This is a genomic window from Exiguobacterium sp. UBA5002, from assembly GCF_002396765.1.
GTDB lineage: Bacteria > Bacillota > Bacilli > Exiguobacteriales > Exiguobacteriaceae > Exiguobacterium_A.
Genome location: NZ_DGYQ01000026.1, coordinates 204,993 through 227,966 on the forward strand (window position 1 = coordinate 204,993; position 22,974 = coordinate 227,966).

The 22,974-nt window shown below is 49.7% G+C and carries 24 protein-coding genes, 1 pseudogene and 1 other annotated feature; of the genes and pseudogenes, 2 read left to right on the plus strand and 23 right to left on the minus strand.

Features of this window, described 5'->3' with window-relative positions; genetic code table 11:
- Positions 1-71: 71 nt before the first annotated feature.
- From secD to B4C70_RS08275, 9 genes and pseudogenes are all read right to left on the minus strand, one after another.
- A pseudogene (gene secD, locus B4C70_RS08235) lies at positions 72-2,280 on the minus strand (protein translocase subunit SecD).
- 156 nt (positions 2,281-2,436) lie between these two features.
- Entirely contained in the window at positions 2,437-2,727 is a 291-nt protein-coding gene (yajC, locus tag B4C70_RS08240) for a preprotein translocase subunit YajC (RefSeq protein WP_214853065.1), read from the minus strand.
- A 72-nt stretch (positions 2,728-2,799) separates the two neighbouring features.
- A complete protein-coding gene (tgt, locus tag B4C70_RS08245) occupies positions 2,800-3,945 on the minus strand; it encodes a tRNA guanosine(34) transglycosylase Tgt (protein WP_214853063.1) in 1,146 nt (381 codons plus the stop codon).
- On the minus strand, positions 3,945-4,985 hold the full coding sequence (gene queA / locus B4C70_RS08250; protein WP_214853061.1) for a tRNA preQ1(34) S-adenosylmethionine ribosyltransferase-isomerase QueA: 1,041 nt from the start codon (positions 4,983-4,985) through the stop codon (positions 3,945-3,947). The genes tgt and queA overlap by 1 nt, the downstream gene beginning before the upstream one ends.
- Positions 4,986-4,989: 4 nt before the next feature.
- Positions 4,990-5,985: a Holliday junction branch migration DNA helicase RuvB gene (gene ruvB / locus B4C70_RS08255; protein WP_035406506.1), complete on the minus strand. Its 996-nt coding sequence runs from the start codon at positions 5,983-5,985 to the stop codon at positions 4,990-4,992.
- Between the two features lie 4 nt (positions 5,986-5,989).
- Entirely contained in the window at positions 5,990-6,583 is a 594-nt protein-coding gene (gene ruvA / locus B4C70_RS08260) for a Holliday junction branch migration protein RuvA (protein WP_023468936.1), read from the minus strand.
- 162 nt (positions 6,584-6,745) lie between these two features.
- Positions 6,746-7,843, minus strand: a complete 1,098-nt coding sequence (gene nadA / locus B4C70_RS08265; RefSeq protein WP_290778333.1) for a quinolinate synthase NadA — start codon at positions 7,841-7,843, stop codon at positions 6,746-6,748.
- Positions 7,833-8,675 (minus strand): carboxylating nicotinate-nucleotide diphosphorylase, encoded by an 843-nt coding sequence (nadC, locus tag B4C70_RS08270; protein WP_290778336.1) that lies wholly within the window; start codon positions 8,673-8,675, stop codon positions 7,833-7,835. The genes nadA and nadC overlap by 11 nt, the downstream gene beginning before the upstream one ends.
- Positions 8,599-10,068, minus strand: a complete 1,470-nt coding sequence (locus tag B4C70_RS08275) for an L-aspartate oxidase (RefSeq protein WP_290778339.1) — start codon at positions 10,066-10,068, stop codon at positions 8,599-8,601. Before B4C70_RS08275 ends, nadC begins: the two co-directional genes overlap by 77 nt.
- A gap of 98 nt (positions 10,069-10,166) precedes the next feature.
- Between B4C70_RS08275 and B4C70_RS08280 the strand changes: the two genes are divergently transcribed.
- Together B4C70_RS08280 and B4C70_RS08285 are read left to right on the plus strand one after the other, a co-directional pair.
- Positions 10,167-11,249, plus strand: coding sequence for a cysteine desulfurase family protein (locus tag B4C70_RS08280; RefSeq protein WP_290778342.1), 1,083 nt, complete (start codon positions 10,167-10,169; stop codon positions 11,247-11,249).
- A gap of 24 nt (positions 11,250-11,273) precedes the next feature.
- On the plus strand, positions 11,274-11,816 hold the full coding sequence (locus B4C70_RS08285; protein WP_149427668.1) for a transcription repressor NadR: 543 nt from the start codon (positions 11,274-11,276) through the stop codon (positions 11,814-11,816).
- Between the two features lie 42 nt (positions 11,817-11,858).
- Here the strand turns inward: B4C70_RS08285 and B4C70_RS08290 are convergent, their stop codons facing one another.
- From B4C70_RS08290 to B4C70_RS08355, 14 genes are all read right to left on the minus strand, one after another.
- Positions 11,859-13,133, minus strand: coding sequence for a hemolysin family protein (locus B4C70_RS08290; RefSeq protein ID WP_290778346.1), 1,275 nt, complete (start codon positions 13,131-13,133; stop codon positions 11,859-11,861).
- 53 nt (positions 13,134-13,186) lie between these two features.
- Complete coding sequence (gene obgE, locus B4C70_RS08295; RefSeq protein WP_290778349.1) at positions 13,187-14,482, minus strand: GTPase ObgE; 1,296 nt, start codon at positions 14,480-14,482, stop codon at positions 13,187-13,189.
- Positions 14,483-14,497: 15 nt separating this feature from the next.
- Positions 14,498-14,980, minus strand: coding sequence for a Spo0B domain-containing protein (locus B4C70_RS08300; protein WP_056062530.1), 483 nt, complete (start codon positions 14,978-14,980; stop codon positions 14,498-14,500).
- A gap of 68 nt (positions 14,981-15,048) precedes the next feature.
- Complete coding sequence (gene rpmA / locus B4C70_RS08305; protein ID WP_012370976.1) at positions 15,049-15,327, minus strand: 50S ribosomal protein L27; 279 nt, start codon at positions 15,325-15,327, stop codon at positions 15,049-15,051.
- A 14-nt stretch (positions 15,328-15,341) separates the two neighbouring features.
- The gene (locus B4C70_RS08310; RefSeq protein ID WP_023468945.1) at positions 15,342-15,680 is read right to left on the minus strand and encodes a ribosomal-processing cysteine protease Prp; all 339 of its coding nucleotides are present in this window, start codon (positions 15,678-15,680) and stop codon (positions 15,342-15,344) included.
- 3 nt (positions 15,681-15,683) lie between these two features.
- Entirely contained in the window at positions 15,684-15,992 is a 309-nt protein-coding gene (gene rplU, locus B4C70_RS08315; protein ID WP_012370978.1) for a 50S ribosomal protein L21, read from the minus strand.
- A 15-nt stretch (positions 15,993-16,007) separates the two neighbouring features.
- Positions 16,008-16,077 (minus strand) — a sequence feature (ribosomal protein L21 leader region).
- A 74-nt stretch (positions 16,078-16,151) separates the two neighbouring features.
- A complete protein-coding gene (locus B4C70_RS08320) occupies positions 16,152-17,492 on the minus strand; it encodes a ribonuclease E/G (RefSeq protein WP_290778355.1) in 1,341 nt (446 codons plus the stop codon).
- A 63-nt stretch (positions 17,493-17,555) separates the two neighbouring features.
- A complete protein-coding gene (gene minD, locus B4C70_RS08325) occupies positions 17,556-18,359 on the minus strand; it encodes a septum site-determining protein MinD (protein WP_029342255.1) in 804 nt (267 codons plus the stop codon).
- Positions 18,360-18,409: 50 nt separating this feature from the next.
- Positions 18,410-19,084: a septum site-determining protein MinC gene (locus B4C70_RS08330; RefSeq protein ID WP_023468948.1), complete on the minus strand. Its 675-nt coding sequence runs from the start codon at positions 19,082-19,084 to the stop codon at positions 18,410-18,412.
- 3 nt (positions 19,085-19,087) lie between these two features.
- Entirely contained in the window at positions 19,088-19,591 is a 504-nt protein-coding gene (mreD, locus tag B4C70_RS08335; RefSeq protein WP_023468949.1) for a rod shape-determining protein MreD, read from the minus strand.
- The gene (gene mreC / locus B4C70_RS08340) at positions 19,584-20,468 is read right to left on the minus strand and encodes a rod shape-determining protein MreC (protein WP_290778359.1); all 885 of its coding nucleotides are present in this window, start codon (positions 20,466-20,468) and stop codon (positions 19,584-19,586) included. Before mreC ends, mreD begins: the two co-directional genes overlap by 8 nt.
- A 14-nt stretch (positions 20,469-20,482) precedes the next feature.
- Complete coding sequence (locus B4C70_RS08345; RefSeq protein WP_023468951.1) at positions 20,483-21,517, minus strand: rod shape-determining protein; 1,035 nt, start codon at positions 21,515-21,517, stop codon at positions 20,483-20,485.
- A 162-nt stretch (positions 21,518-21,679) separates the two neighbouring features.
- Entirely contained in the window at positions 21,680-22,312 is a 633-nt protein-coding gene (radC, locus tag B4C70_RS08350) for a RadC family protein (protein ID WP_214747291.1), read from the minus strand.
- A 46-nt stretch (positions 22,313-22,358) separates the two neighbouring features.
- A complete protein-coding gene (locus B4C70_RS08355; RefSeq protein WP_290778363.1) occupies positions 22,359-22,934 on the minus strand; it encodes a Maf family protein in 576 nt (191 codons plus the stop codon).
- Positions 22,935-22,974: the final 40 nt, after the last annotated feature.

A 22,974-nucleotide genomic window follows, 5' to 3' on the forward strand; every position in this document is an offset into this window, starting at 1 on the left:
TCAAACCCTCCAATCAACTTCCCCATTATAATAGAAAATCCGCACCAGCGATAGCTGATGCGGATACTCTTTTAAGAAGCGCGTTTTGTCCGACCAAGTGTCCGACCTTTCATGACGAGCCAGAGCTGAGCAGCGATGAAGATCGAAGAATACATCCCCATGATCAACCCGACAAGCAGGGCAAGACTGAATCCACGGATCGCTTCGCTACCGAAGATGTAGAGCGCTGCTGCCGTCATGATGACCGTCACGACGGTATTGATCGAGCGAATGATCGTCTGTTGAATCGATTCATTGACGATATGCGCCAACTCATCGAATGAGACTTTCCGTCCGCCCTTTTCAGCAAGTCCGAGATTTTCTCGTACCCTGTCGAAGGTAACGATCGTATCGTTGACGGAATACCCAATGATCGTCAAGATGGCTGCGATGAAGTACAGATTGACCTCGATCTGGAACAGCGAGAAGAAGGCGACAATCATCAATGCATCGTGCAATAGTGCAAGCACTGTCGCAATCCCGTATAACGGTTGGAATCGGAACGAGACATAGATGACGATCCCAAGTGACGCGAGTAAGACGGCATAAATCGCGTTACGCGCGATTTCTTGACCAACTTGTGCCGAAACCGTCGAGATACTCGGTTCTTTCTTATATTCCGTTTCAATCGTTTGTTTCATTTTAGAGATTTGATTTTGGCTGAATTCCCCAACGAACGTGACGTTCGCTAGTTTTCCACCTTGAGCAAATTGGATGCCATCGATTTCCGCAGCATCAATGCCTGACTCTTCAATGACAGAGCGGACATCGGCTTCCTTGATTTGATTCTCAGAAGAAATCTCGACGCGTGTACCTTGCGTGAAGTCGATCCCGAGGTTCAGACCACGGAACGACAACAAAAGGACCGACACGATGACAAGCGCAATCGTGATTGCGAAATAGATTTTACGATGTTTGACGTAATCGAATTTCGTAGGATTAAAGCTCACGGATTTCACTCTCCTTTACACCGAACCATGATTTCTTCTTATCGAACCATCGGCTACTGACAAGGAGTTGCATCAGGTAACGTGAGACAAAGACGTTCGTGACGAACGTGACGGCGATCGAAACCATCAACATGATGGCGAATCCTTTGACCGTACTTGTACCAAAGTAGTACAACACGCCAGCAGAGATTAACGTCGTCAAGTTGGCATCAAGAATCGTACCGAACGAACGACGGTTACCGGCTTTGAACGCGGACAAGACAGATTTACCACTTCGTAATTCATCCTTGATCCGCTCAGCAGTGATGATGTTCGCATCGACCGCCATCCCGACTCCAAGAACGAGTGCCGCAATCCCCGGTAATGTGAGGACAGCATTGATCCCGTTAAAGAAGATCATGACGAGATAGATGTAGAACAGCAACGTAATAATCGAAACGAATCCAGAGACCCGGTAGAACAGTAGCATGAACAAGAAGACCGCAGCTACACCGATTGCTGAGGCGAAGAGCGTCTGATCAAGTGCATCCTGTCCAAAAGCAGCAGAGACCGACGTCGAGTAGATTTCCTCGAGTTTGACCGGCAGTGCTCCTGCGTTAAGGATTGAGGACAATTGTTTACCATACTCGGCATCGATATCGCCACCGGAAATGATTGCCTTATCCGAGTTGATTGGTTGAGTGACCGATGCATCCGAAACGATTTTCGAATTCTTCTTTTGAATCTCTTTTTCGTACGTATCACCTTTTTCGTAATCGAGCCAGATGACAAGGCGGTTCGCCGGTGCTTGCATTTGTGAGACTTTTTGAGTTACTTCATAAAATTTCTGTTTTGACTTCATCGTCAATTCGACGAGTGGTTCATTCGTATTCGGATCATATCCGACTTTTGCTCCTTTAGCTTTTAAGTCTGAACCGTCAAGCAACAACTTATCGTTGATGTCACGGAATGACAATTGTGCTGTCGAAGATAGGATTTGACGCGCTTCCGTCTGATCCTTGACGCCAGCAAGTTGAACACGAATCCGGTTGTTACCTTCGATCCGAATATCCGGTTCAGAGACACCGAGAACGTTGACACGGTTCTCAATTGCCGTCAATGTGGCACTCATCGCATTTTGGTCGATGACGTCTCCTTCTTTCAGTGGTTGTACTTCATACAAGACTTCGAAGCCACCTTTAAGGTCAAGGCCAAGCTTCGTATCCTTCAGCAACCATGACGATGTCGTACCGATCAGCACGAGCAACGCGATGACGACGATGAAGAATGTGGCAAGTTTCCCTTTCTTGATCATGCTACATTGTCCTTTCTCTAGTTCCCAGTATATTTTCAGACAACTTTGTTCTCCTACCCTAGCTTACAAAAGAAATGGTAATCTTAGCAAACGTTTTTCTCATATATAAACAGAAAAGACGCTCCGGAATCCGGAAAGCGTCTTTTCAATGCCTTATTCGACCGTTTCGTCGCCCATGACAGTCGTTGATTTTTTCGTCACTTCTGCCACAGCACTTCGGTTGAATGTCAATTGTGCGTTTCCTGACTTCAATGTCACCGTCGTGTCGTCCACTTTTTGGACAACCCCGTGAAGACCGCCGATCGTTACGATCGAATCGCCGCGTGAGAGTTCATTTTGCATCTGACGCACTTGCTTCTGGCGTTTGTTCTGTGGACGGATCAACAAGAAATAGAACACCACGAAGATCAAGATCATCGGGAGGAATGTCAATAATTGTTGCATCATATTCAGCTCCTTTTATCATTCAAATCACGTTCATTATACCGTGAAAGGATTGATTTGTCAGACGATTTGTTAGAAATTCTTTGCGTTCGGTAAATTGTAACCGTATTCTTCGAAGAATTCTTCCTTGAAATCGAGCAGACGATCCTCACGAATCGCTTGACGAACGCCTTCCATCAACTTGACGAGGAAGTGAAGATTGTGTGTCGAACACAGATGAAGACCGAACGTTTCTTGCGCACGAATCAAGTGATGGATGTACGAACGTGAGTAATTCTTACACGCGTAGCAATCACAGTTCTCATCGAGCGGACGGAAATCACGTGCATATTTCGCGTTCCGAACGACAAGACGACCTTTTGAGGTCATTAACGTTCCGTTTCGTGCAATTCGTGTTGGTAAGACACAATCGAACATATCGATTCCGCGAATCGCGCCTTCAATCAACGCGTCCGGTGAACCAACGCCCATCAAATAACGCGGTTTGTCTTCCGGCATGAGTGGTGTCGTGAATTCGAGCGCACGGTACATGACGTCTTTCGGTTCTCCGACCGATAGACCACCGACCGCATAACCCGGGAAATCAAGCGCAACGAGGTCTTTTGCACTTTGACGACGTAAGTCTTCGTATTCTCCGCCTTGGATGATACCGAACAGCGCTTGATCATGTGGACGTTCATGCGCTGCAAGACAACGTTCTGCCCAGCGGCTTGTCCGTTCAACAGATGCTTTCATGTACTCGTGAGAAGCTGGATACGGTGGGCACTCATCAAACGCCATCATGATGTCTGAACCGAGTGCATTCTGGATTTCCATTGCTTTTTCTGGTGATAAGAACAGTTTGTCACCGTTTAAATGGTTACGAAAATGAACGCCTTCTTCCGAAATATTCCGGAGATCAGCGAGTGAGAAGACTTGGAAACCACCTGAGTCCGTGAGAATCGCGCCATCCCAGTTCATGAATTTATGCAGACCGCCTGCTTCCTTGATGACATCGTGTCCAGGACGCACCCATAAATGGTACGTGTTCGCGAGGATGATGTTCGCGTTCATGTCCTTGATTTGTTCCGGTGCCATCGTCTTGACCGTCGCTTGTGTTCCGACCGGCATGAAGACCGGTGTCTCAAAACTACCGTGCGGCGTGTGGACGATTCCTAACCGCGCTCCGGATTGTTTACATGTCTTGATATGTTCGTATGTTACCGCGTGTTTTGTCATTAGTTTCGTTCCTCTCTCGTTAAGAACATCGCATCACCGAAGCTAAAGAAACGATAGCCATTCGCGACAGCTTCTTCGTAGGCATGCAGAATGTGTTCCCGTGTCGATAACGCGGACACGAGCATAATCAATGTTGATTTCGGTAAGTGGAAGTTCGTGATCAATCCATCGATCCCTTTGACTTCCTGACCTGGGAAAATGAAGATGTCCGTCCAACCTGTTGCTTCGACGAAGTCACCGTGATCACGGATGACCGTTTCAAGCGTTCGCGTCGACGTCGTACCGACCGCGATGATCCGTCCGCCTTGTTTCCGTGTTTCGCGTAGTAGAGCAGCTGAACTTTCCGGCAGTTCGTAGTACTCACTGTGCATCTTGTGACTATCGACGTCGTCGACCGAAACAGGACGGAATGTGCCAAGTCCGACATGTAACGTCAACGGTGCGATCCGGACACCTTTCGCTTGAAGCGCTTCGAGCAATTCCGGCGTGAAATGAAGACCCGCTGTTGGTGCCGCAGCGCTCCCACGTTCGCGAGCGTAGACCGTCTGGTAACGATCTTGATCTTCTAGTTGTTCATGAATGTACGGTGGCAGTGGCATCGTTCCGAGTTGGTCGAGCACTTCATAGAAAATGCCGTCATAGAAAAACTTCAGAATCCGTCCCCCGTCTTCAAGTGCTTCGACGCACTCAGCACGGAGTAACCCGTCACCAAACGACAAAATCGTTCCTGGTTTGACGCGTTTTGCTGGTTTTGCTAGCGTTTCCCACACATCGTCACTCGTCTGCTTCAAAAGCAACAATTCGATTTTCCCACCCGTCTCTTCCTTTACACCAAAGAGACGTGCTGGTAAGACTTTCGTATCGTTGATGACGAGTGTATCACCTTCGCGAAAGTGGTCGACGATATCATGGAAGTGCTGATGCTGAATCGCACCCGTCTCCCGATCGAGAACCATCAGTTTCGAACTCGTCCGGTCGAGCAATGGCACTTGAGCAATTTGTTCTTCTGGTAAATGAAAATCAAATAAGTTTACATCCATTGGTTCAATTTCCTTCTTTCAGTCCTAAATGTTGGCGGGCGAACGGTGTTAAGACGCGTCCGCGCGGAGTACGTTGTAAAAATCCTTGTTGCAGTAGATATGGTTCATATACATCCTCGATCGTCTGCGCATCTTCTCCGATTGTCGCTGCAATCGTCTCAAGACCGACCGGACCACCGGCAAACCGTTCTGCAAGCGATCGTAATAAACGATGGTCGACATCGTCGAGTCCGAGCGCATCGACATGCAAGCGATCAAGTGCACTTGTCGCAAGCGAGGCATCGATTTCGGTTTGATGGGCAACTTGAGCGAAGTCGCGGACACGCCGTAATAACCGGTTCGCGACACGTGGTGTTCCGCGTGAACGAAGGGCGATCGCTTCTGCTGCGAGACGATCCGCTTCGAATCCGAACAATCGTGACGTCCGGGTCACGATGGCAGACAACTCTGACATCGTATAATATTCAAGCTTCAGCGTCACTCCAAAACGATCACGTAGCGGTGCCGACAGCATCCCGGCACGCGTCGTCGCACCAACGAGCGTAAACGGTGGTAAATCAATTCGGACGCTGCGGGCGAGTTCCCCTTGACCGATGACGATATCGAGACAATAGTCTTCCATTGCCGGATATAGAATCTCTTCGATTGATCGACTCAACCGATGAATCTCATCGATGAACAGGACGTCTCCCGGCTCAAGTGATGAGAGAATTGCCGCTAGATCACCTGGTCGTTCGATCGCAGGACCGGCTGTCGTCTTGATGCCGACCCCCATCTCGTTTGCGATGATCGTCGCAAGCGTCGTCTTCCCAAGACCCGGAGGACCGTAGAGAAGCACGTGATCGAGTGTTTCCTGACGAATTTTTGCCGCCTCGATGAAGACACTTAAGTTTCCTTTTGCTTTCTCCTGCCCGATATATTGTTCGAGCGTCTGAGGACGCAGACTCCACTCTTCTTGATCTTCCGCATGGGCGGATTCTGACAAAATGCGCTCTTCCATGTCCTCACCTCACATTCAATAACAACTGGAGTGCCCGTTTAACATATTGATCCGTTGACAGGACTTCTGCCTGCAACGCTTTTTTGACTTTTTCGACTTCTCGATCACTGTAACCGAGCGCCGTCAGAGCTTCACAGGCTTCGTTCAACTCAGCGTTACCTTGTGCGAACAAGCCTTCGCTCGGTACATAGTCTGGCGCGAGCTCTGCTAACTTTCCTTTTAGATCGAGTGTCATTTGTTTTGCTGTCTTTTTGCCGACACCTGGGAACTTGACGAGATAACTTTCCTTTTCTTGTTCGATTGCTTCAACAAGCGCATCGACATTCCCTGATGCGACGATTGCAAGCGCTCCTTTTGGTCCGATCCCTGTCACACCGAGCAACTTCGTGAACAAGGCACGCTCACGCCGGGAACGGAATCCGAATAAGACTTCTTGGTCCTCACGGACATAGTGATACGTATATACGATGATCTGTTCGTCTCCGGTCCGATAAAAAAACGGGTTCGGTGCTACGATCTTGTAGCCAATCCCGCCAACTTCTACCGTCACGAATTCCGCACAGACATAAGCGACTTCGCCGCGTACGAATTCTATCAATGTGGAACGCTCCCATCCTTAAACAAACTCTCGTGTTATTGTAGCATACATCTTCGTTTGGCTTCAAAGCGTTCTTCAGCAAAAATCAATACATACGTTCGCTCTCTCAATCAGAAGACAAAAAGCGTGATCGTTTGCACGACCACGCTCTCACTCTCTATTTTACGAACGCTCAAGCATCCGTTCGAGCGCCAACACGGCATGCCGCGTCGTCTCTGCGTCGACTTTAATGACGTTGACCGGCTCACCTGCTTCGACTTGTTCGAGCGCCCACGCTAAATGCGGCAAGTCAATCCGGTTCATCGTCAGACACGGGCACATGAACGGATTGAGCGACACGATGTCGAGATCCGGATAAGTCGTCGCGAGTCGATTGACAAGGTTCATCTCTGTTCCGATCGCCCACTTCGTTCCAGGAGCAGCCTGTTCGATTTGTTGAATGATGTACGCCGTTGATCCGTTGAGATCTGACGCTGCTACGACTTCATGCGAACATTCCGGGTGAACGAGAATCTTTCGCTCCGGATCCGTCTTACGGAACTGTTCAATTTGACCGACTGTGAATTTCTCATGCACCGAGCAGTGCCCTTTCCATAAGATGACGCGGACGTCTTGGTCCTCCCCGTCAAAAACGAGTTCGTCGCGAATCGGATCCCAAATCGCCATCTGCTCTAACGGAATTCCGAGCGCATGTGCCGTATTGCGACCGAGATGTTGATCCGGCAGGAAGAATAAGATGTCTCGTTCAGCAAGCGCCCACTCGACCATCTGGACAGCGTTCGATGACGTCACCGTCGCCCCACCGTGACGACCGACGAATGCTTTGATCGCTGCCGTCGAATTGACATACGTCAACGGTAAAATCGACTCCCCGAATCGTTCCGTCAAGATCGTAAAAGCACGCTCCGTTTGCGTATCATTTGCCATATCCGCCATCGAACAGCCAGCACGCATGTCAGGCAAAACGACCGTATGCGACGCATCGGTTAGCATATCTGCCGTCTCTGCCATGAAGTGGACACCACAAAAGACTGTATATTCCGCTTCTGTCATCTGCTTCGCGACTTGCGCGAGCTGGAGCGAATCTCCCATCGCATCCGCGAACTGGACGACTTCATCCTTTTGGTAGTGGTGGGCAGGTAAGAATAAGCGACTGCCCATCCGTTCTTTGACCCCTTCGATGATCGCGATCAAGTCTGCTTCTGATTGCTGTAAGTATGACGCCGGAATTCCCTCGTGACGTAATAGATCAAATGACATCTTTTTTTCCTCCTTCGATTTTCATGCTGATATCGAGTGCTGTTGCTGAATGAGTAAGTGCTCCAAGTGAGATGACGTCTGCTCCGCTATCCGCGAAGTCCGATAATGTGTCTACCGTGATCCCACCGGATAGTTCGATTGTGATATGCGGTGGAATCAATTGCCGGAGCTGTTTAATTTCTGCTGGCGTCCGATTATCGAGCATGATGATATCGACTTTTGCAGCCACTGCCTCCAGTACTTCCGCTTCCGTCTCGACTTCGACTTCGATTGGTGTCGTATGACCCGCGACACGTTTTGCTCGCGCCACCGCCTCTGTGATCGATCCCGCGACTGTGATGTGGTTATCCTTGATCATGACGGCGTCATCGAGACGTCCGCGATGACTATATCCACCCCCGACGCGAACGGCATGTTTTTCGAGCATTCGTAATCCAGGGGTCGTCTTGCGTGTATCCGTGATTCGGATTCGTCCTGCTGCTACCTCGACCGCTTGACGTGTCTTCGTCGCAATCCCGGATAAGCGTTGCACTAGGTTCAAGGCGACCCGTTCTCCGCTTAAAATGTCCTGTAACGAACCAGACCACTCGGCAAGGAGTGTTCCTCGCGTGACGATCGTCCCTTCCGCTACATGAATCGTCACGTCGACTTGTAAGAGATGCGCCATCTCCTGAATGATGTCTACTCCGCAAAAGACACCGTCTTCCTTTGCTAAAAAACGACCGGTCCCGCGTTCTTGTCCCGTCAGACATCCTTCACTCGTGATATCCCACTGTCCGATATCCTCGATTAAAAATGCCTCCAGTTGTTGCCGTAACTGCCATTTGTTCAACGTTCTCATCCTCTCCTGTCAATCGACTCCTTGCTCCTTCAAGCAACAGACATGCCGCTACGTGACGTAATCGATTTTCTTCCGCTTCCTGTCCGGATTCGTCTAACGTCCAGCGTTTTAACTCTTCTAAACTATCTTCTATTTGCTTAACATCCATTTCGACACCAATGACCTGCGATAGACGGTCTGTTACGGAACGAAGTGTTCCTGGACGTCGTTTCACTTGTTTTACTGCAAGTTTCGGTAACAACTTAAGCTGTTCTGCTACTGCTTTCCCCATGACGACACATTCAAGGAGCGAGTTCGACGCCAGACGATTTCGACCGTGTAGTCCAATCGATGCTGTCTCGCCGACCGCGTAAAGTCCTTCGACATGCGTCTGCCCCGTCAGATCCGTTTCGATCCCGCCCATTAAGAAATGGATGCCTGGTGCGATTTCAACGAGATCCGGATTTATGTTCAGTTTTTCACATTTTTCGACAAACGTTGGAAACCGTTTTGTCCGATCGATGACGTTTGACGTATCGAGATAGACTGGTTCACGTTTTCGCACCTCATGGATTCGTTTTGCGACTTCATCTCGCGCCGCTAAATCTTGCATCGGATGATCCGCCATAATCCGGTCGCCATTTTTCGTTACAAGCGTCGCTCCTGCACCTCGCAATGCTTCCGTGATCAAACCTTCCGAACGACCTGCATGAACGAGTACCGTCGGATGGTGCTGAATATAACCGAGATCACGAATCGTCGCCCCCGCTTCAAAGGCGAGCGCAATCCCGTCTCCTTGAATCGATGGATCATTCGTCGACGCCGCGAATAATCCACCCACTCCACCGGTCGCGAGAATCGTTGCGCGCGCCACAATCTCGATCGGCTCTCCATGGCTATATCCGACTGCACCTACTACCTGCCCATTTACTTGAATCAACTCTGTGATACGCGTCTGCTCGAGAATCGGAAATGGTACCCGCGGCATCAACGTCTCCATGATCCGTTTACCAGTCTCGTCGCCGCCACAGTGATAAATCCGAGGCAAACGATGTGCTCCTTCACGACCGAGCAAAAACTCTCCTTCGGACTGATCGAATGGAACGCCTTGTCGTAACAAAAATTCCATCGCCTCGGTTCCCGATCGGGTGACGTAATCGACGACGGACGGATTGATATGCCCTTTTGCTGCTTGGCACGTATCTTCAAAGTGACCACGATGATTGACTTCTGCATAAGCGGAAGCAATCCCACCTTGTGCTCGGACGGAATTCGTCTCAAACCGCGAACCTTTCGAGACGAGTAATGCGTCCATCCCTGATGGAAGATGCAGGGCGACTGAAATTGCGGCAAGTCCTGTTCCAATGATCAACACATCCGTCTCAAGCCGTTTATGTAAAGACATATGTTTTACACCTCTATATCTAAATGTTTACTATTGACTTGACAATAAGTTTGGCATACTTTTAGCTGAGTGACAAGACGAAAGGACAGGATTTTTTCATGATCTATCTCGATTACGCAGCGACGACTCCGCTGCATCCACAAGCACTCGATCATTATCAACAAGCCGCTCAGTCGTTCTACGGCAACAGTTCTTCTCTTCATGACATCGGTGGGAACGCTGAACGTTTACTCGAACGAGCCCGTCAGTATCTGATGCAACAATTGGCTCAACAAGAAGGAACCGTCATCTTTACAGGGAGTGGATCTGAAGCAAACTACATCGCGTTGACCCATCTGATGCGACAGAGTAACAAATCAGTTGTCTTGACACTTCGATGTGAACACGACTCGGTCTTGCTTCCGCTAGCGCGCTGGGCACAAGAAACACGGCACCTTTCTTTATTACCGGACGGAACGTTCGATTGGGAACAATTCGTCACAGCTTGTACGGATGAAATCGGCGTTGTCTCGATTCAACATGTCAATTCGGATACGGGGTTTCGTTTTCCGGTCGAACGGATTGCAGCATATTGTCAATCGCGCGGGATTCTGTTTCATTGCGATGGTGTCCAAGGATTTTTAAAAGATGCAATCAACATCGACGCTTTTGATGCCTACACAATGAGTAGTCATAAAGTGTATGGACCAAAAGGATTGGGCGCTTTGTATTTACGGCGTCCGCTCTTCAGCCCTTATTACGAGGGACATCACGAATTCGGAATCCGCCCAGGCACAGTGGACGTTCCAGGAATTGCCGCCTTCATCGCTGCCTGTGAAGCGTCTCGCTTCGAAAATCCAGGAATCCAAGATTCAAGCCGTCGATTTCGTGGTATGCTAAAAAAAACATTGTCTTCGTCTCGTTACACGATCATCGAGTCGCCGACTCAACTCGCTTCCATCTGCGCCATCCATACGAAGCAACGGGATGGTCAATACGCATTGCTCGCCTTGAATCGTGCTGGAATCGCGGTTTCCGCTGGTAGTGCCTGCCGGGCTGGAGAAAACGGTCCGAATGCGACATTACGTGCCATCGGCTTTGACGAATCAGCGGCTCACGGGTTGATACGACTCAGTTTTGGAAGACAGACGACGAACGAAGAAATCGAACAGTGCATTGATGTGTTGAACACGATCTCATGACACTGAAGAAAGGTAGGAGACATGATGGGGAAACGCATCTCCGGAGAAGAACGCCGGAAATCATTACTTCGTATGATTGAGGAAAGTGAGCAACCTGTCACGGGAACGGCACTGGCGAAACAAGCAGGTGTCAGTCGCCAAGTGATCGTGCAGGATTTATCATTGTTAAAGGCAAAAGGATATCCTGTCATCGCGACAGCTCGTGGTTATTTCATCAATGATCCGGAAGTCGACGGTTCAAAATTACGTCGCAAGATCGTTTGCCGTCACGGCATCGATCAGTTAAAGGATGAGTGTGACGCCATCGTTGACGAAGGGGTCGTCGTCCGCGATGTCATCATCGAACATCCCGTCTACGGCTTCATCACTGGAGAATTGATGCTAAAGAGCCGCCGAGACGTCCGTGTATTGCTAGAGCAGCTAAAAGAGACGCAAGCCACTCCGCTCTCGAGCCTGACGGACGGAGTCCATATCCACACGCTGGAGGCGGATCATGAAGACGCACTGGAAGCAGCCATTGCGAAACTCGATCGTCTCGGAATTCTCGTTTCAGAGCTCGATGTCTGAACATAAAAAAACCGCCTATTCCAAAGGAATAAGCGGTTTTTTTTATCGTTCAATCGGTTCAAGTCGTGTCTCCGGCATCGTAGATGGCGGATCGAACGTTGCTAAGACTTTGCGGACGCGTCGGTTTTCGATATGCAAGACGGTCAACGTGACACGTTCATAACGCATCGCCGTTCCGACGTCCGGTAATTGTCCGCTCCCCTCCATGATCCATCCCCCAAGTGACTGGGCATCGGTGTCCGGCATCGTCAATTGAAATTGCTGACAGAAGTCTTCAATGTCATACTCCGCTAGACATTCGTATTGCTCTGGACCAATCCGTTTCGTATATTCCAACGATTCATCGTGTTCATCCCAAATCTCCCCGACGATTTCTTCTAAAATATCCTCAAGGGTGATCAAACCTGCCGTCCCTCCGAACTCATCAAGGACGACTGCCATATGGGACTGCTTGACTTTGAGTTCCGGTAATAAATCCATCAATCGTGTCTGTAGGACGACGAACGATACCGGTCGAATCCATTCTCGGATATCAACGGAGCCGTTCTTCACGTATGCACGCAGAAAGTCCCGCTCCGATAATACACCGATGACGTGATCAATCGAATCCTTATAGACCGGTAGACGAGAATAGCCGCCCTTCTGGACTTCTGCAAGGATGTCTTCGAGCCGCGCATCGATATCAATCGCTTGAATGTCCATCCGTGGCGTCAACGCATCCTCGACCGTCGCATGTTGAAAATCAACTGCTTGATGAACGAGTTCAGCCTCTGCAAGCCCCATGATGCCCTCTTCCTGACTGATATCAACAAGTGCCTTGAGTTCCTGTTCGGTCACGAGCGGTCCTTTCGGATCTGCTCCAATCAACCGAAGCGCAAACTGACGTAAGCGAAGTAACAGAAAAACGAGCGGTCGAAAGCACAGTAAGAAGAAACGCAGTGGACGTCCGATCAATAACACGTAACGTTCCGTATGTTCACGAGCATACGACTTCGGTATCAATTCTCCGAACAACAGCAACAGGAAAAACAGCGCAAGAAAGGCAACGGTTTGTGTTGCGATCGTCTCGACGAACTGGATGATCCACCAGCCACCAAATAAGATAAAGGCGACGTTGACGATCGTATTCCCAATCAAAATCGACGTCAGTGTCTCTTCGTAGCGTTGAAGTAAACGAAATACACGGGACGCACGCGCGTCCCCTGCTTCCGATTGGTGCAACAACCGCAACCGATTGACACTCGCGAGTGCTGTCTCGGCTGAGGAAAAGAACGCGGATAACATGAGAATCGGAATTAACCAAACGAATGAAATCATGGGCAATGGGTCCACGATGCTTTCACACTCCGTTTCCTAATGGAATGAATCGCTTAGAATGATGACTCGACGAATTCGAACTCGAAATCACGGATTCGAACGACATCGCCGTCGATCGCACCAAGACGACGTAACTCTTCGTCGACACCCATTTGACGCAGTGTCCGAGCGAAACGTTTAATCGATTCTTCACGCATGAAGTTCGTCATCGTGAAGAGTTTTTCGATGCGTGGTCCTTTGATGACGAAGCAATCGTCTTCATCTTTCGTGATCGTAAAGCCAGCTTCTGGTGCTTCGTAACCGTAGACGACACGTGGTGTCGCTGTTTTCTCTTCGAGTTCCTCAAGACCGAATTCTGGTGTTGCATCGACGAGGTCAGCGATTCGGAATAACAGATCGCGTAAACCTTGACGTGTTGCTGCTGAAATCTCGAATACTTCAAGCTCTGGGAAAGCTTCCTTGAAGGCTTTAAGGTGTTCTGCCGCATCTGGCATGTCCATCTTGTTCGCGACGACGACTTGCGGACGTTCTGTTAAGCGGAGATTATAGTCCGCGAGTTCTTTATTGATGATGTTGTAGTCTTCGATTGGATCGCGACCTTCCATCCCGCTCATGTCGATGACGTGTACGATGACTTTCGTCCGTTCGACGTGACGGAGGAACTGGTGACCGAGTCCGACACCTTCACTTGCACCTTCGATCAATCCTGGCAAGTCAGCCATGACGAAACTACGGCTATCTTCCGTTTCGACGACACCGATGTTCGGTGTGATCGTCGTGAAGTGATATGCGCCGATTTTCGGGCGTGCGGCTGAAACGACGGATAACATCGTTGATTTTCCGACGCTTGGGAAACCGACGAGACCGACGTCTGCTAGCATCTTCAGCTCAAGTTTCAAGTACTTCTCTTCTCCTGGCTCACCGTTTTCAGCGTGCTCAGGTGCTGGGTTGGCTGGTGTCGCAAAACGTGTATTTCCACGTCCGCCACGTCCACCTTTTGCGACGATCGCTTGTTGTCCGTGATGGACGAGGTCAGCGATGACCGCATTCGTATCATCATCGTAGACGACTGTACCGGGTGGGACCTTGACGATTAAATGCTCGGCTTTACGACCGTGCATGCCTTTTGACATACCGTTTTCACCTTGAACCGCTTTAAAGTGACGTTTGTAACGGAAGTCCATCAATGTCCGAAGTCCTTCGTCGACTTCGAGGACGACGTGAGCCCCGTGACCACCGTCACCGCCGGCAGGACCGCCGTCCGGAACGTATTTCTCGCGACGGAACGCTACTTGCCCACGTCCTCCGTCACCTGCTTTTACATAAATATTTACCTGATCGACAAACATGTCGGATCCCTCCTCTTACTTCTCTTCCTCAAACGGAAGACTTTCAATCTCAATCACACACTCATTTTCCGTCTGCGACTCGATTTCCATCGGCGTCACTAGATCCTTAAGGCGCGACATATCTAGTAGATCCCGATAGATCTCGATGGTCACGCCCTCGTGGAAGGTCACGGATACTTCTCCTACTCCTACATCAATCATGGTGATGGCTGCTTCGACGAGTTGCTTCAGCCGCTCATCTTCCATGTGGGGTGCTCCGATGACATCATACGTCACAGTTTTGCCTGACCATTCAGCTTGCAGCAACGCCAGTGCGGTTTTCGGCAATCCGATTCGCGCTAGACGTCCTTCCCGAGATGCTTGCTCCCGGTACGCCGAACAGATCGACTCGACTGCTTGTTCGTCTCCGATCGCGCCATACGAACGGACGAGTTGTATCCGGTTCAACCACTCGTGACGAAGAGTCTTTAAAAGATCAAGTACCTGTTGTTCCTCCATCGGTCGTTCCCTCCTAAAAAAAACAGACCCTAACCCTCGAAAGTGGCTAGAGTCTGCTTCGTCGATCCTTATGCTGGGTAAACGCTGACTTGTTTCTTGTCGCGTCCGAGACGTTCGAAACGAACGACACCAGTTGCAGTTGCGAAAAGTGTATCATCGCCACCACGTCCGACGTTCATACCTGGGTGAATCTTCGTACCGCGTTGACGGTAGAGGATTGAACCAGCAGAAACAGTTTGACCGTCTGCACGTTTCGCCCCAAGGCGTTTCGATTGCGAGTCACGACCGTTCTTTGTCGAACCTACCCCTTTTTTCGATGCGAAGAACTGAAGATTAAGTTTCAACATGTGGAATCCACCTCCTATACTTGTTCAAGTTGGATAAACTCACCGTAACTTTCAGCGATGGTACCAAGCTGGACCAAAGTCGCCTCCAGTAACAATTGGGTGCGTTCACTGACATCCGGTGCTAAGTCAGCATACGGTTCTACATAAAAGTAGCCACCCTCTTGTTGTTCTGCCATTTCAAGGAGCAGGACCTGCCCGAGTAATGCTTCTATGGCATTGTATGCCCCGAAAATCACCGACGAGACGCCGGCACAGACAAGGTCGAGACCTGGTTCTGCGAACTCGGCATGTCCTGTCACTTCGATGGAGCGGACGAGTTCCGCTTCATCTCGTCGAATCTTGACACGTATCATGGCTTACGCTTCGATTTTCTCGATGCGGACCTTCGTGTAAGGTTGACGGTGACCTTGCTTACGACGGTAGTTCTTTTTCGCTTTCATTTTGAAGACAGTGATCTTTTTCGCGCGAGCGTGTTTGATGACCGTTGCTACGACCTTCGCACCTTCTACGAGTGGAGCGCCGACTTTAACATCGTCACCACCAAGGATCAATACTTCACCAAATTCAACTGTGCTGTCGACGTCTGCGTTTAATTTCTCAACGTAGATTTCTTGGCCAGCTTCAACTTTGACTTGTTTACCACCAGTTTTGATAATTGCGTACATTACGTGCACCTCCTCTTAGGAACTCAGACTCGCCATCACGGGCAGCGGATGCTTTAAAACCCGGTCTGTGCGGTTGTAGTCATTTGGGTGCTTCCAAACGAACTAACGTTATTCAGAATACCAAACGTTCTTCTACCTTGTCAATGCTGTTCTGAAGGATTATTCCGATCGCTTGATGAAATCGAGACAGTCCTGTGACGACCCCGTGAACAGGACCGCTGGATCGCCTTCGAGCACATGGACTTCGAGCGGTTGACGAGAGATGAATTCGTCTTGCAACAGATGCCGTGGTGCGCGAATCACGACCGCTTCCGCATAGGTCGCAATCTCAAGTAACTTCGGTTCAATCAAGCGATAGACACTCAATCGCGTCCACTGCCCGGATTCCTGTGAGCGTTCCTGTAGCGATTTTCCGTGACGTTGTCGTGTCAGTTCACATAAGCCCATCTTCGTAAAGCCATAAACTTCGATTTGTTTCGTCTCGAGTGCGGCTCGTTCTTTGAGAAGTTGCGTCACCCGTGTCTGACCTTTACTAGAGCCACGGAGGAAATCGATCGCAATCATACCACTGATGTTGCGCAACCGTAGTTGGCGCATGACTTCGACGGCAGCCGCTTCATTGATTTGATCAAACGTCCGCTTTTGTTCCTTGACGGAGATCGTCTTCCCACTGTTGACGTCGATGACAGTCATCGTCTCGACCTCTTCAATCAAGAGATACGCTCCCCCGTCAAGCCAGACGACCCGTTGCATCGCCTTCTCGATTGCGCCATCGATCGCTTCCATCTCGGGTAAGCGTCCTTTTCGTAGCGACCGTTCGACGGACAGACCAAGCAATTCCAGGCGTTCCTTTTCCTGACGCGTCATGACGAGCGCATCGGTGACATGTGGAAGTCGTTTTGCTTCCTGAACGATCAGTGCCTCGTCTTGTTCAAGACGCGGTGCCTGCATGAGTTCTTGATGTCGTGTCCGTAATGACTGAAGCTCTTGCTTCAATTCGTCAATTGATGCTTTTGCTGCCTCCGTCCGGTAGAGAATCCCCTCTTCGTCCGTCGTCGTCAATTGCTCCGCCAGTTGACGCTGAACGACGAGATCCAGCTTTCGACTGAAACGGACGCGACGACCATACGGGAAATAAACGAGATAACGTCCACCATAGGTGATGTTCTGCGTCACTTTGTGTTGTTTTGGTGCGACCCCTTCCTTGACGACCTGGACAAGTAACGTCTGTCCGACCTGGACGGCTTGTCCAATCGTTGGTACGTCCGGATAGCGGCGAAGTGCTTCCACCGTCTCATTTAGCGGTAAATAAAGCGGTGTACCGTCAGTCGCGATCAAAAAGGCTGCCCCGAGCGTCGGATGCAACCGATCGACCTTTGCATAGACGAATGTGCCGACCCGGATCTCGTCACGCATCCGTTCATGATATTCAATCAATCGACCGCCTTCGACCAATGCTAATCGTTCAAGCGAAGCGGTCTGTTCACTAATCCATCGCATACTGATCCCTCCAAAAAAATTAGACTAGGCACGACGCTGTCGTCCTAGTCTAATTTCCCATTCTTATTTCATCCCAAGCATCTTCTTCAATTTGACGAAGAAGCCTTTTTGCGGTTGTTCGTTTAAATCAAGCAGTGGCACGGATTCTCCAAGAATCCGGCGGGCGATGTTTCGGTATCCGAGTCCAGCCCGGTTATCTGGATTCATCGTCACAGGCACACCACGGTGGGAAGCGGCGATGACTTCTTCATCATCGATGATCAGACCAAGTAGATCAATCGAAAGAATACGCATGATCTCATCGATGTCGAGCATATCACCTGATGCCATCATGTGTGACCGCACCCGATTAATGACGAGTTTCGGAACGATGTTACGTTCTGAGCGCTCGAGCATCCCGATGATCCGGTCCGCATCCTGAACGGCTGCTTTTTCCGGTGTCGTCACGACGACGGCTTCATCGGCTCCTGCGATTGCATTCATGAAGCCTTGTTCGATTCCGGCAGGGCAGTCGATCAAAACGAAGTCGTATTCAAGTTTCAGTGTATCGATGATTGCCTTCACCTGTTCGGGTGTGACGGAGGACTTATCCTTTGATTGAGCAGCAGGCAACAGATACATCTCTTCAAAACGTTTATCGCGGACGAGCGCTTGGTGCAACTTACATTGCCCCGTCACGACGTCAACGATGTTATAGATACTCCGGTTATCGAGACCAAGCACGATATCCAGATTGCGTAACCCGATATCCGTATCGACGAGACAAACGGAATGTCCCATCAATGCAAGTGCTGTTCCGATGTTCGCAGTCGTCGTTGTCTTACCGACACCACCTTTACCGGATGTGACGACGATGGCGCGTCCCATGTTCGTCTTCGCCTCCATATGTACCTGTTCTTTCACTTGTTCCATATCCGTCACCCTCTTTCACTATCAATCGCAAACTGATCCATCCGCGCGAGCGGAACGGTTTGAAGGCGGGAGAATTCGACCCCGTCTTCACCTAAAAATGCACAACCCATATCGAGAGCAGGAATCGGTGCGTCCTCCGGTTCCTCATGGACGGTGCCAGCGACCGCAATCCACTTCGGTTGCAACACGCTCGCCGCGATGACGGCTTCCGTATTGCCACCTTTCCCGGCATGAACGGTCCCCCGTAACGCACCGAGACAATAGATACTTCCTGTCGCATGGACGACCGCTCCCGGATTGATATCTCCGATGATGACGATCGAGCCTTCGACGTCTAATACGTGCCCACTGCGTGCCGTGCCACCGAAATAGTGGAACGTTCGCTCTCCGTACAAGGCTTTTGCCTCGTCCTTCGTGATGCACTCACTGTCATAACCTTTGAAAGAGAAGGAATCATGTCGCGCGACGATAGATTCGACGGCCGTCAACACCCCTTCATCGACATAACGTCGACCGAAGAAGAAGGTGATCGGTACGGCGCGTCCGTTCTCGACGGATTTGTCCGCAAGCGTCAACTCTAAATCGTCAAGAAATTCATCCACACTGCACCTTTCATTCACATAGACGGCGAGGCCACCACGATGACCTTTCATCGTTACATAACGTTTACGCTCAATCATGACTCATCCTCTTTTCTCGTCAAGGGTCGACTGCACGAGTCGGGTCATCGGATAATACAGGATGATGATCCCGATCAACTGCGCAACCAGACTCCTTGGAATGATCTGTGTCGCGAGTTCCTGGAAGGAGACTCCGACACCCACGACCGAAGCCGTGAAGAAATATATATCGAGTTCATACAAAATGGCACTGAACGTGAACGTGACAAGAATCGTCAATACGTTCTCCTTTACATATTTTAGCACGAAGCTACTAAAAAGCGGAATGGCGGATAACGCAAATAAGTAAATGCCGATGATATCCGAATAGACGAAATCATACAACAATCCGAAGACGAGTCCGAATCCGAGTGCCTGTTCGAGTTTTCCATATCGACCAAGGAACATCAATCCGATCAATGTCGCATGAATGACATATGGCGATCCATCTCCAAGAGGTCCTGCGAACAGCGTTCCTTCCAAGATGAAAAGAAGGAACACGGCGAAAAACAACTTAACGTTATTCACGAGTGTCCCCTCCCTTATCGGTCTCAGCGAAAGGTTCCTTCGCTTCGCGTTCAATCACGAAGACATGACCGAACTGTTCGAAGTCTGCTGCCGGTTTGACGTATACGATTTTTGAAGCCCCATACTGATCGGATTTCACTTCCGTGATTTTTCCGATGACGATTCCACTCGGATACTTTCCACCAAGACCTGACGTCGTGACGGTCTGCCCTTTTTTCAGTTTCGCGTCGTTCGGAATTTTCGTGAACTTGAGTAATTTCGTTTCTTCATCAAACCCCTCGATCGTACCGAAAACACCTTTTCCCTTCGTATCATCAGCCGTTGCCGAGACGTTATTCGTGCGACTCGTATCCGACATCAACTGTACGAGAGACGTATAGGCGCTCGCTTGGATGACGCGACCAATTAGTCCGTCTGCTGTTACAACGGCCATATTCGCCTTAACACCCTTTTGTTCACCGATGTTGATCGTCACGAACCGTTGCCATTCAGATGCCGTCCGACCAATCATCTCTGCCGGTAACAACTTGTAGTCACGGATCGATCCGTTCAGGTCGAGCATATCCTTCAATTCTTTATTCTCACGCTCAAGATCACGGACTTTGACCGCATTACCAGCATAGTCATTCAATCGTGATTTCAAGTGTTCGTTCTCTTTGTACACGTCACGCACTTCTCTAATCGAAGTGACCGTATCATCAATCCAGCCAATCGGTGTCGCGAAAAGGCGTTGACCGACGCCCGCGGTATCACGCACGAAGCTTTGATACCAGTGGGATTGGTTACGCCCTTGCAGCGAAATGCCGATCAAAATCACCAAAAGGAGAAAACTAAGGAGTGTGATGAGCAGTTTTCGATTGTTTAAAAATCGCTTCATCGCTCATCCCGTCCTTATCTTTTTTGCGAGATGCCTGATTTCGAACGAAGAACATTCATCATCTCGAGTGATTTTCCTGTACCGATTGCGACACAATCGAGTGCATTTTCTGCAACGAGTGTCAAAATACGTGTTTCGTCTTCGATGACAGCATCGAGGTTCTTTAAGAGAGCCCCACCGCCAGTCAGAACGATACCGCGGTCCATGACGTCTGCTGATAATTCAGGAGGTGTCTGCTCAAGCGTGTGCTTGACACCCGCAAGAATCGCATCGACCGTATCTGAAAGTGCATCACAAATTTCGGCACTTGTGACTTCAATCTGTTTTGGAAGACCTGTCACGAGATCGCGTCCACGGATCTCCATCGTTTCATTTTCTGATTCTTCATCGATGCGTGCGTAACCGATTGTCATTTTCAACGTCTCAGCTGTCCGCTCCCCGATCATCAGGTTGTATTTCGACTTGATGTAACGAATGATGGATTCATCCATCTCGTCTCCACCGACACGAATCGATTGACTCGTGACGATACCACCGAGTGAGATAACAGCAACTTCCGTCGTACCACCGCCGATATCAACAACCATCGAGCCTGTTGGTTCTGAAACCGGAAGACCTGCACCGATTGCTGCTGCAAATGGTTCTTCAATCGTGTACGCTTCACGCGCTCCGGCAAGTTTCGCTGCATCTTCAACCGCACGTTTTTCGACCGATGTGATCCCACTTGGTACACAGATCATGACGTTTGTTTTTGAAGAGAACAAACCTTTTTTCTTCGAAGCTTGATCCATGAAGTATTTGATCATCGTAGCGGTTGTTTCATAATCCGCGATAACCCCGTCTTTCATCGGGCGTCGTGCTGTCACGTTACCCGGCGTACGACCGATCATGTTTTTCGCTGCGTTACCGACCGCTTCAATTTTTCCTGTATCCGTACGGAAAGCGACGACGGACGGTTCGCGGACGACGATTCCTTGCCCCTTTACATACACGAGCGTGTTAGCCGTACCTAAGTCAATGCCGATTTCACGGCTGAATGATCCAAACATTATTCAAAAAACCCCTCTCTGAGAATACACTTCACTAATTATAACGGAAAAGCCTTCATTGGAAAGCGTTAAAACGTTACAGCTTGTTTACAGTTCGCCTTAGAAAACACACAAAAAAACGTCTGATGGAAAGAAACGAAACTTTCCCTTCAGACGTTATTCTTACATAAATCCGCGCTGTTTCATACTAATATATTGTCCGTGCCCGATGATGATGTGGTCAAGACAACTGATTCCAATGAGCCGTCCTGCCTCAACGAGCCGCTCGGATACCTCGATATCCTCTCGACTCGGTGTCGGATCACCCGACGGATGATTATGCACAGCGATGAAATTCGCAGCCGAGCAGCGAATCGCTTCCCGGAAGACGTCACGCGGGTGGACGATCGACGTGTTCAATCCTCCAATGAATAACGTCTTTTTCGAAACGACCTCATTTTTCGTATTCAAATACAGACAGATGAAGTGTTCTTGTTGATAAAGACGCATCTCTTCTAACAACAGCTCCGCTGCGTCTTCCGGTGAACGAATCGTTGGTCGCACCCACTTCGGTTCGGTGACGAGACGACGACCCAGTTCTAGTCCCGCCATGATTTGTAATGCCTTCGCCTTTCCGACCCCCGGTGCTTTTTCGAGTCCTCCGACTCCCGCCGCCTCGAGTTCGATCAGCGAAGGATAGATATGCAGTAATTCTTCCGCGATTTCAAGCGGTGTCCGGTCCCGTGTCCCACTTCGGACAAGACACGCGAGCAGTTCGACTGTCGTCGCTTGTGCCAAGCCTTTCAACTGAACCATATCCTTCGGCCATTCAATCACAGCATCCGACCTCTCTGTTTCAGAATTACGCAAACATCGGCTTGATTTTAAACGACGCGAGACGTTTCGTGATCTCGTGTATGGGCAATCCAACGACATTATAATAATCGCCCTCAATCGCCTCGACGAATAGCCTTCCCATCGCTTGGATACCATAGCCACCCGCTTTATCGTAAGGCTCGTTCGTCGCGATATACCCTTCGATCCACTCGTTTAACAATGCACCAAAACGAACGTGTGTCGTTACGTCGAACGTCTCCTCCTTTTCACCAAAGCGAATCGTCACGCCTGTCACGACTTCATGAGCACGTCCTGACAGACGCGCAAGCATCGCCCGTGCCTCAGAACTATCTGCTGGCTTCTCAAGAATCATGTCGTCAATCGCAACGACCGTATCCGCAGCCAAAATGACGCCGTCTACCGTAATCGCTCGCGCTTTCTTTTGCGATAGATAACGGACGTACTCATGCGGTGACATCGGAAATGGTGCCTCTTCGACGACATTCGCAGGTACGACTTCGTGAGGGATTCCAATTTGCTTTAGAAGTTCCGTCCGGCGTGGTGAAGCCGAGGCAAGGATCAAGTGTGGTTGCGTTACCATTAGTATCACGTTCTTTCCCATTAATTTCGAATCGGATAAT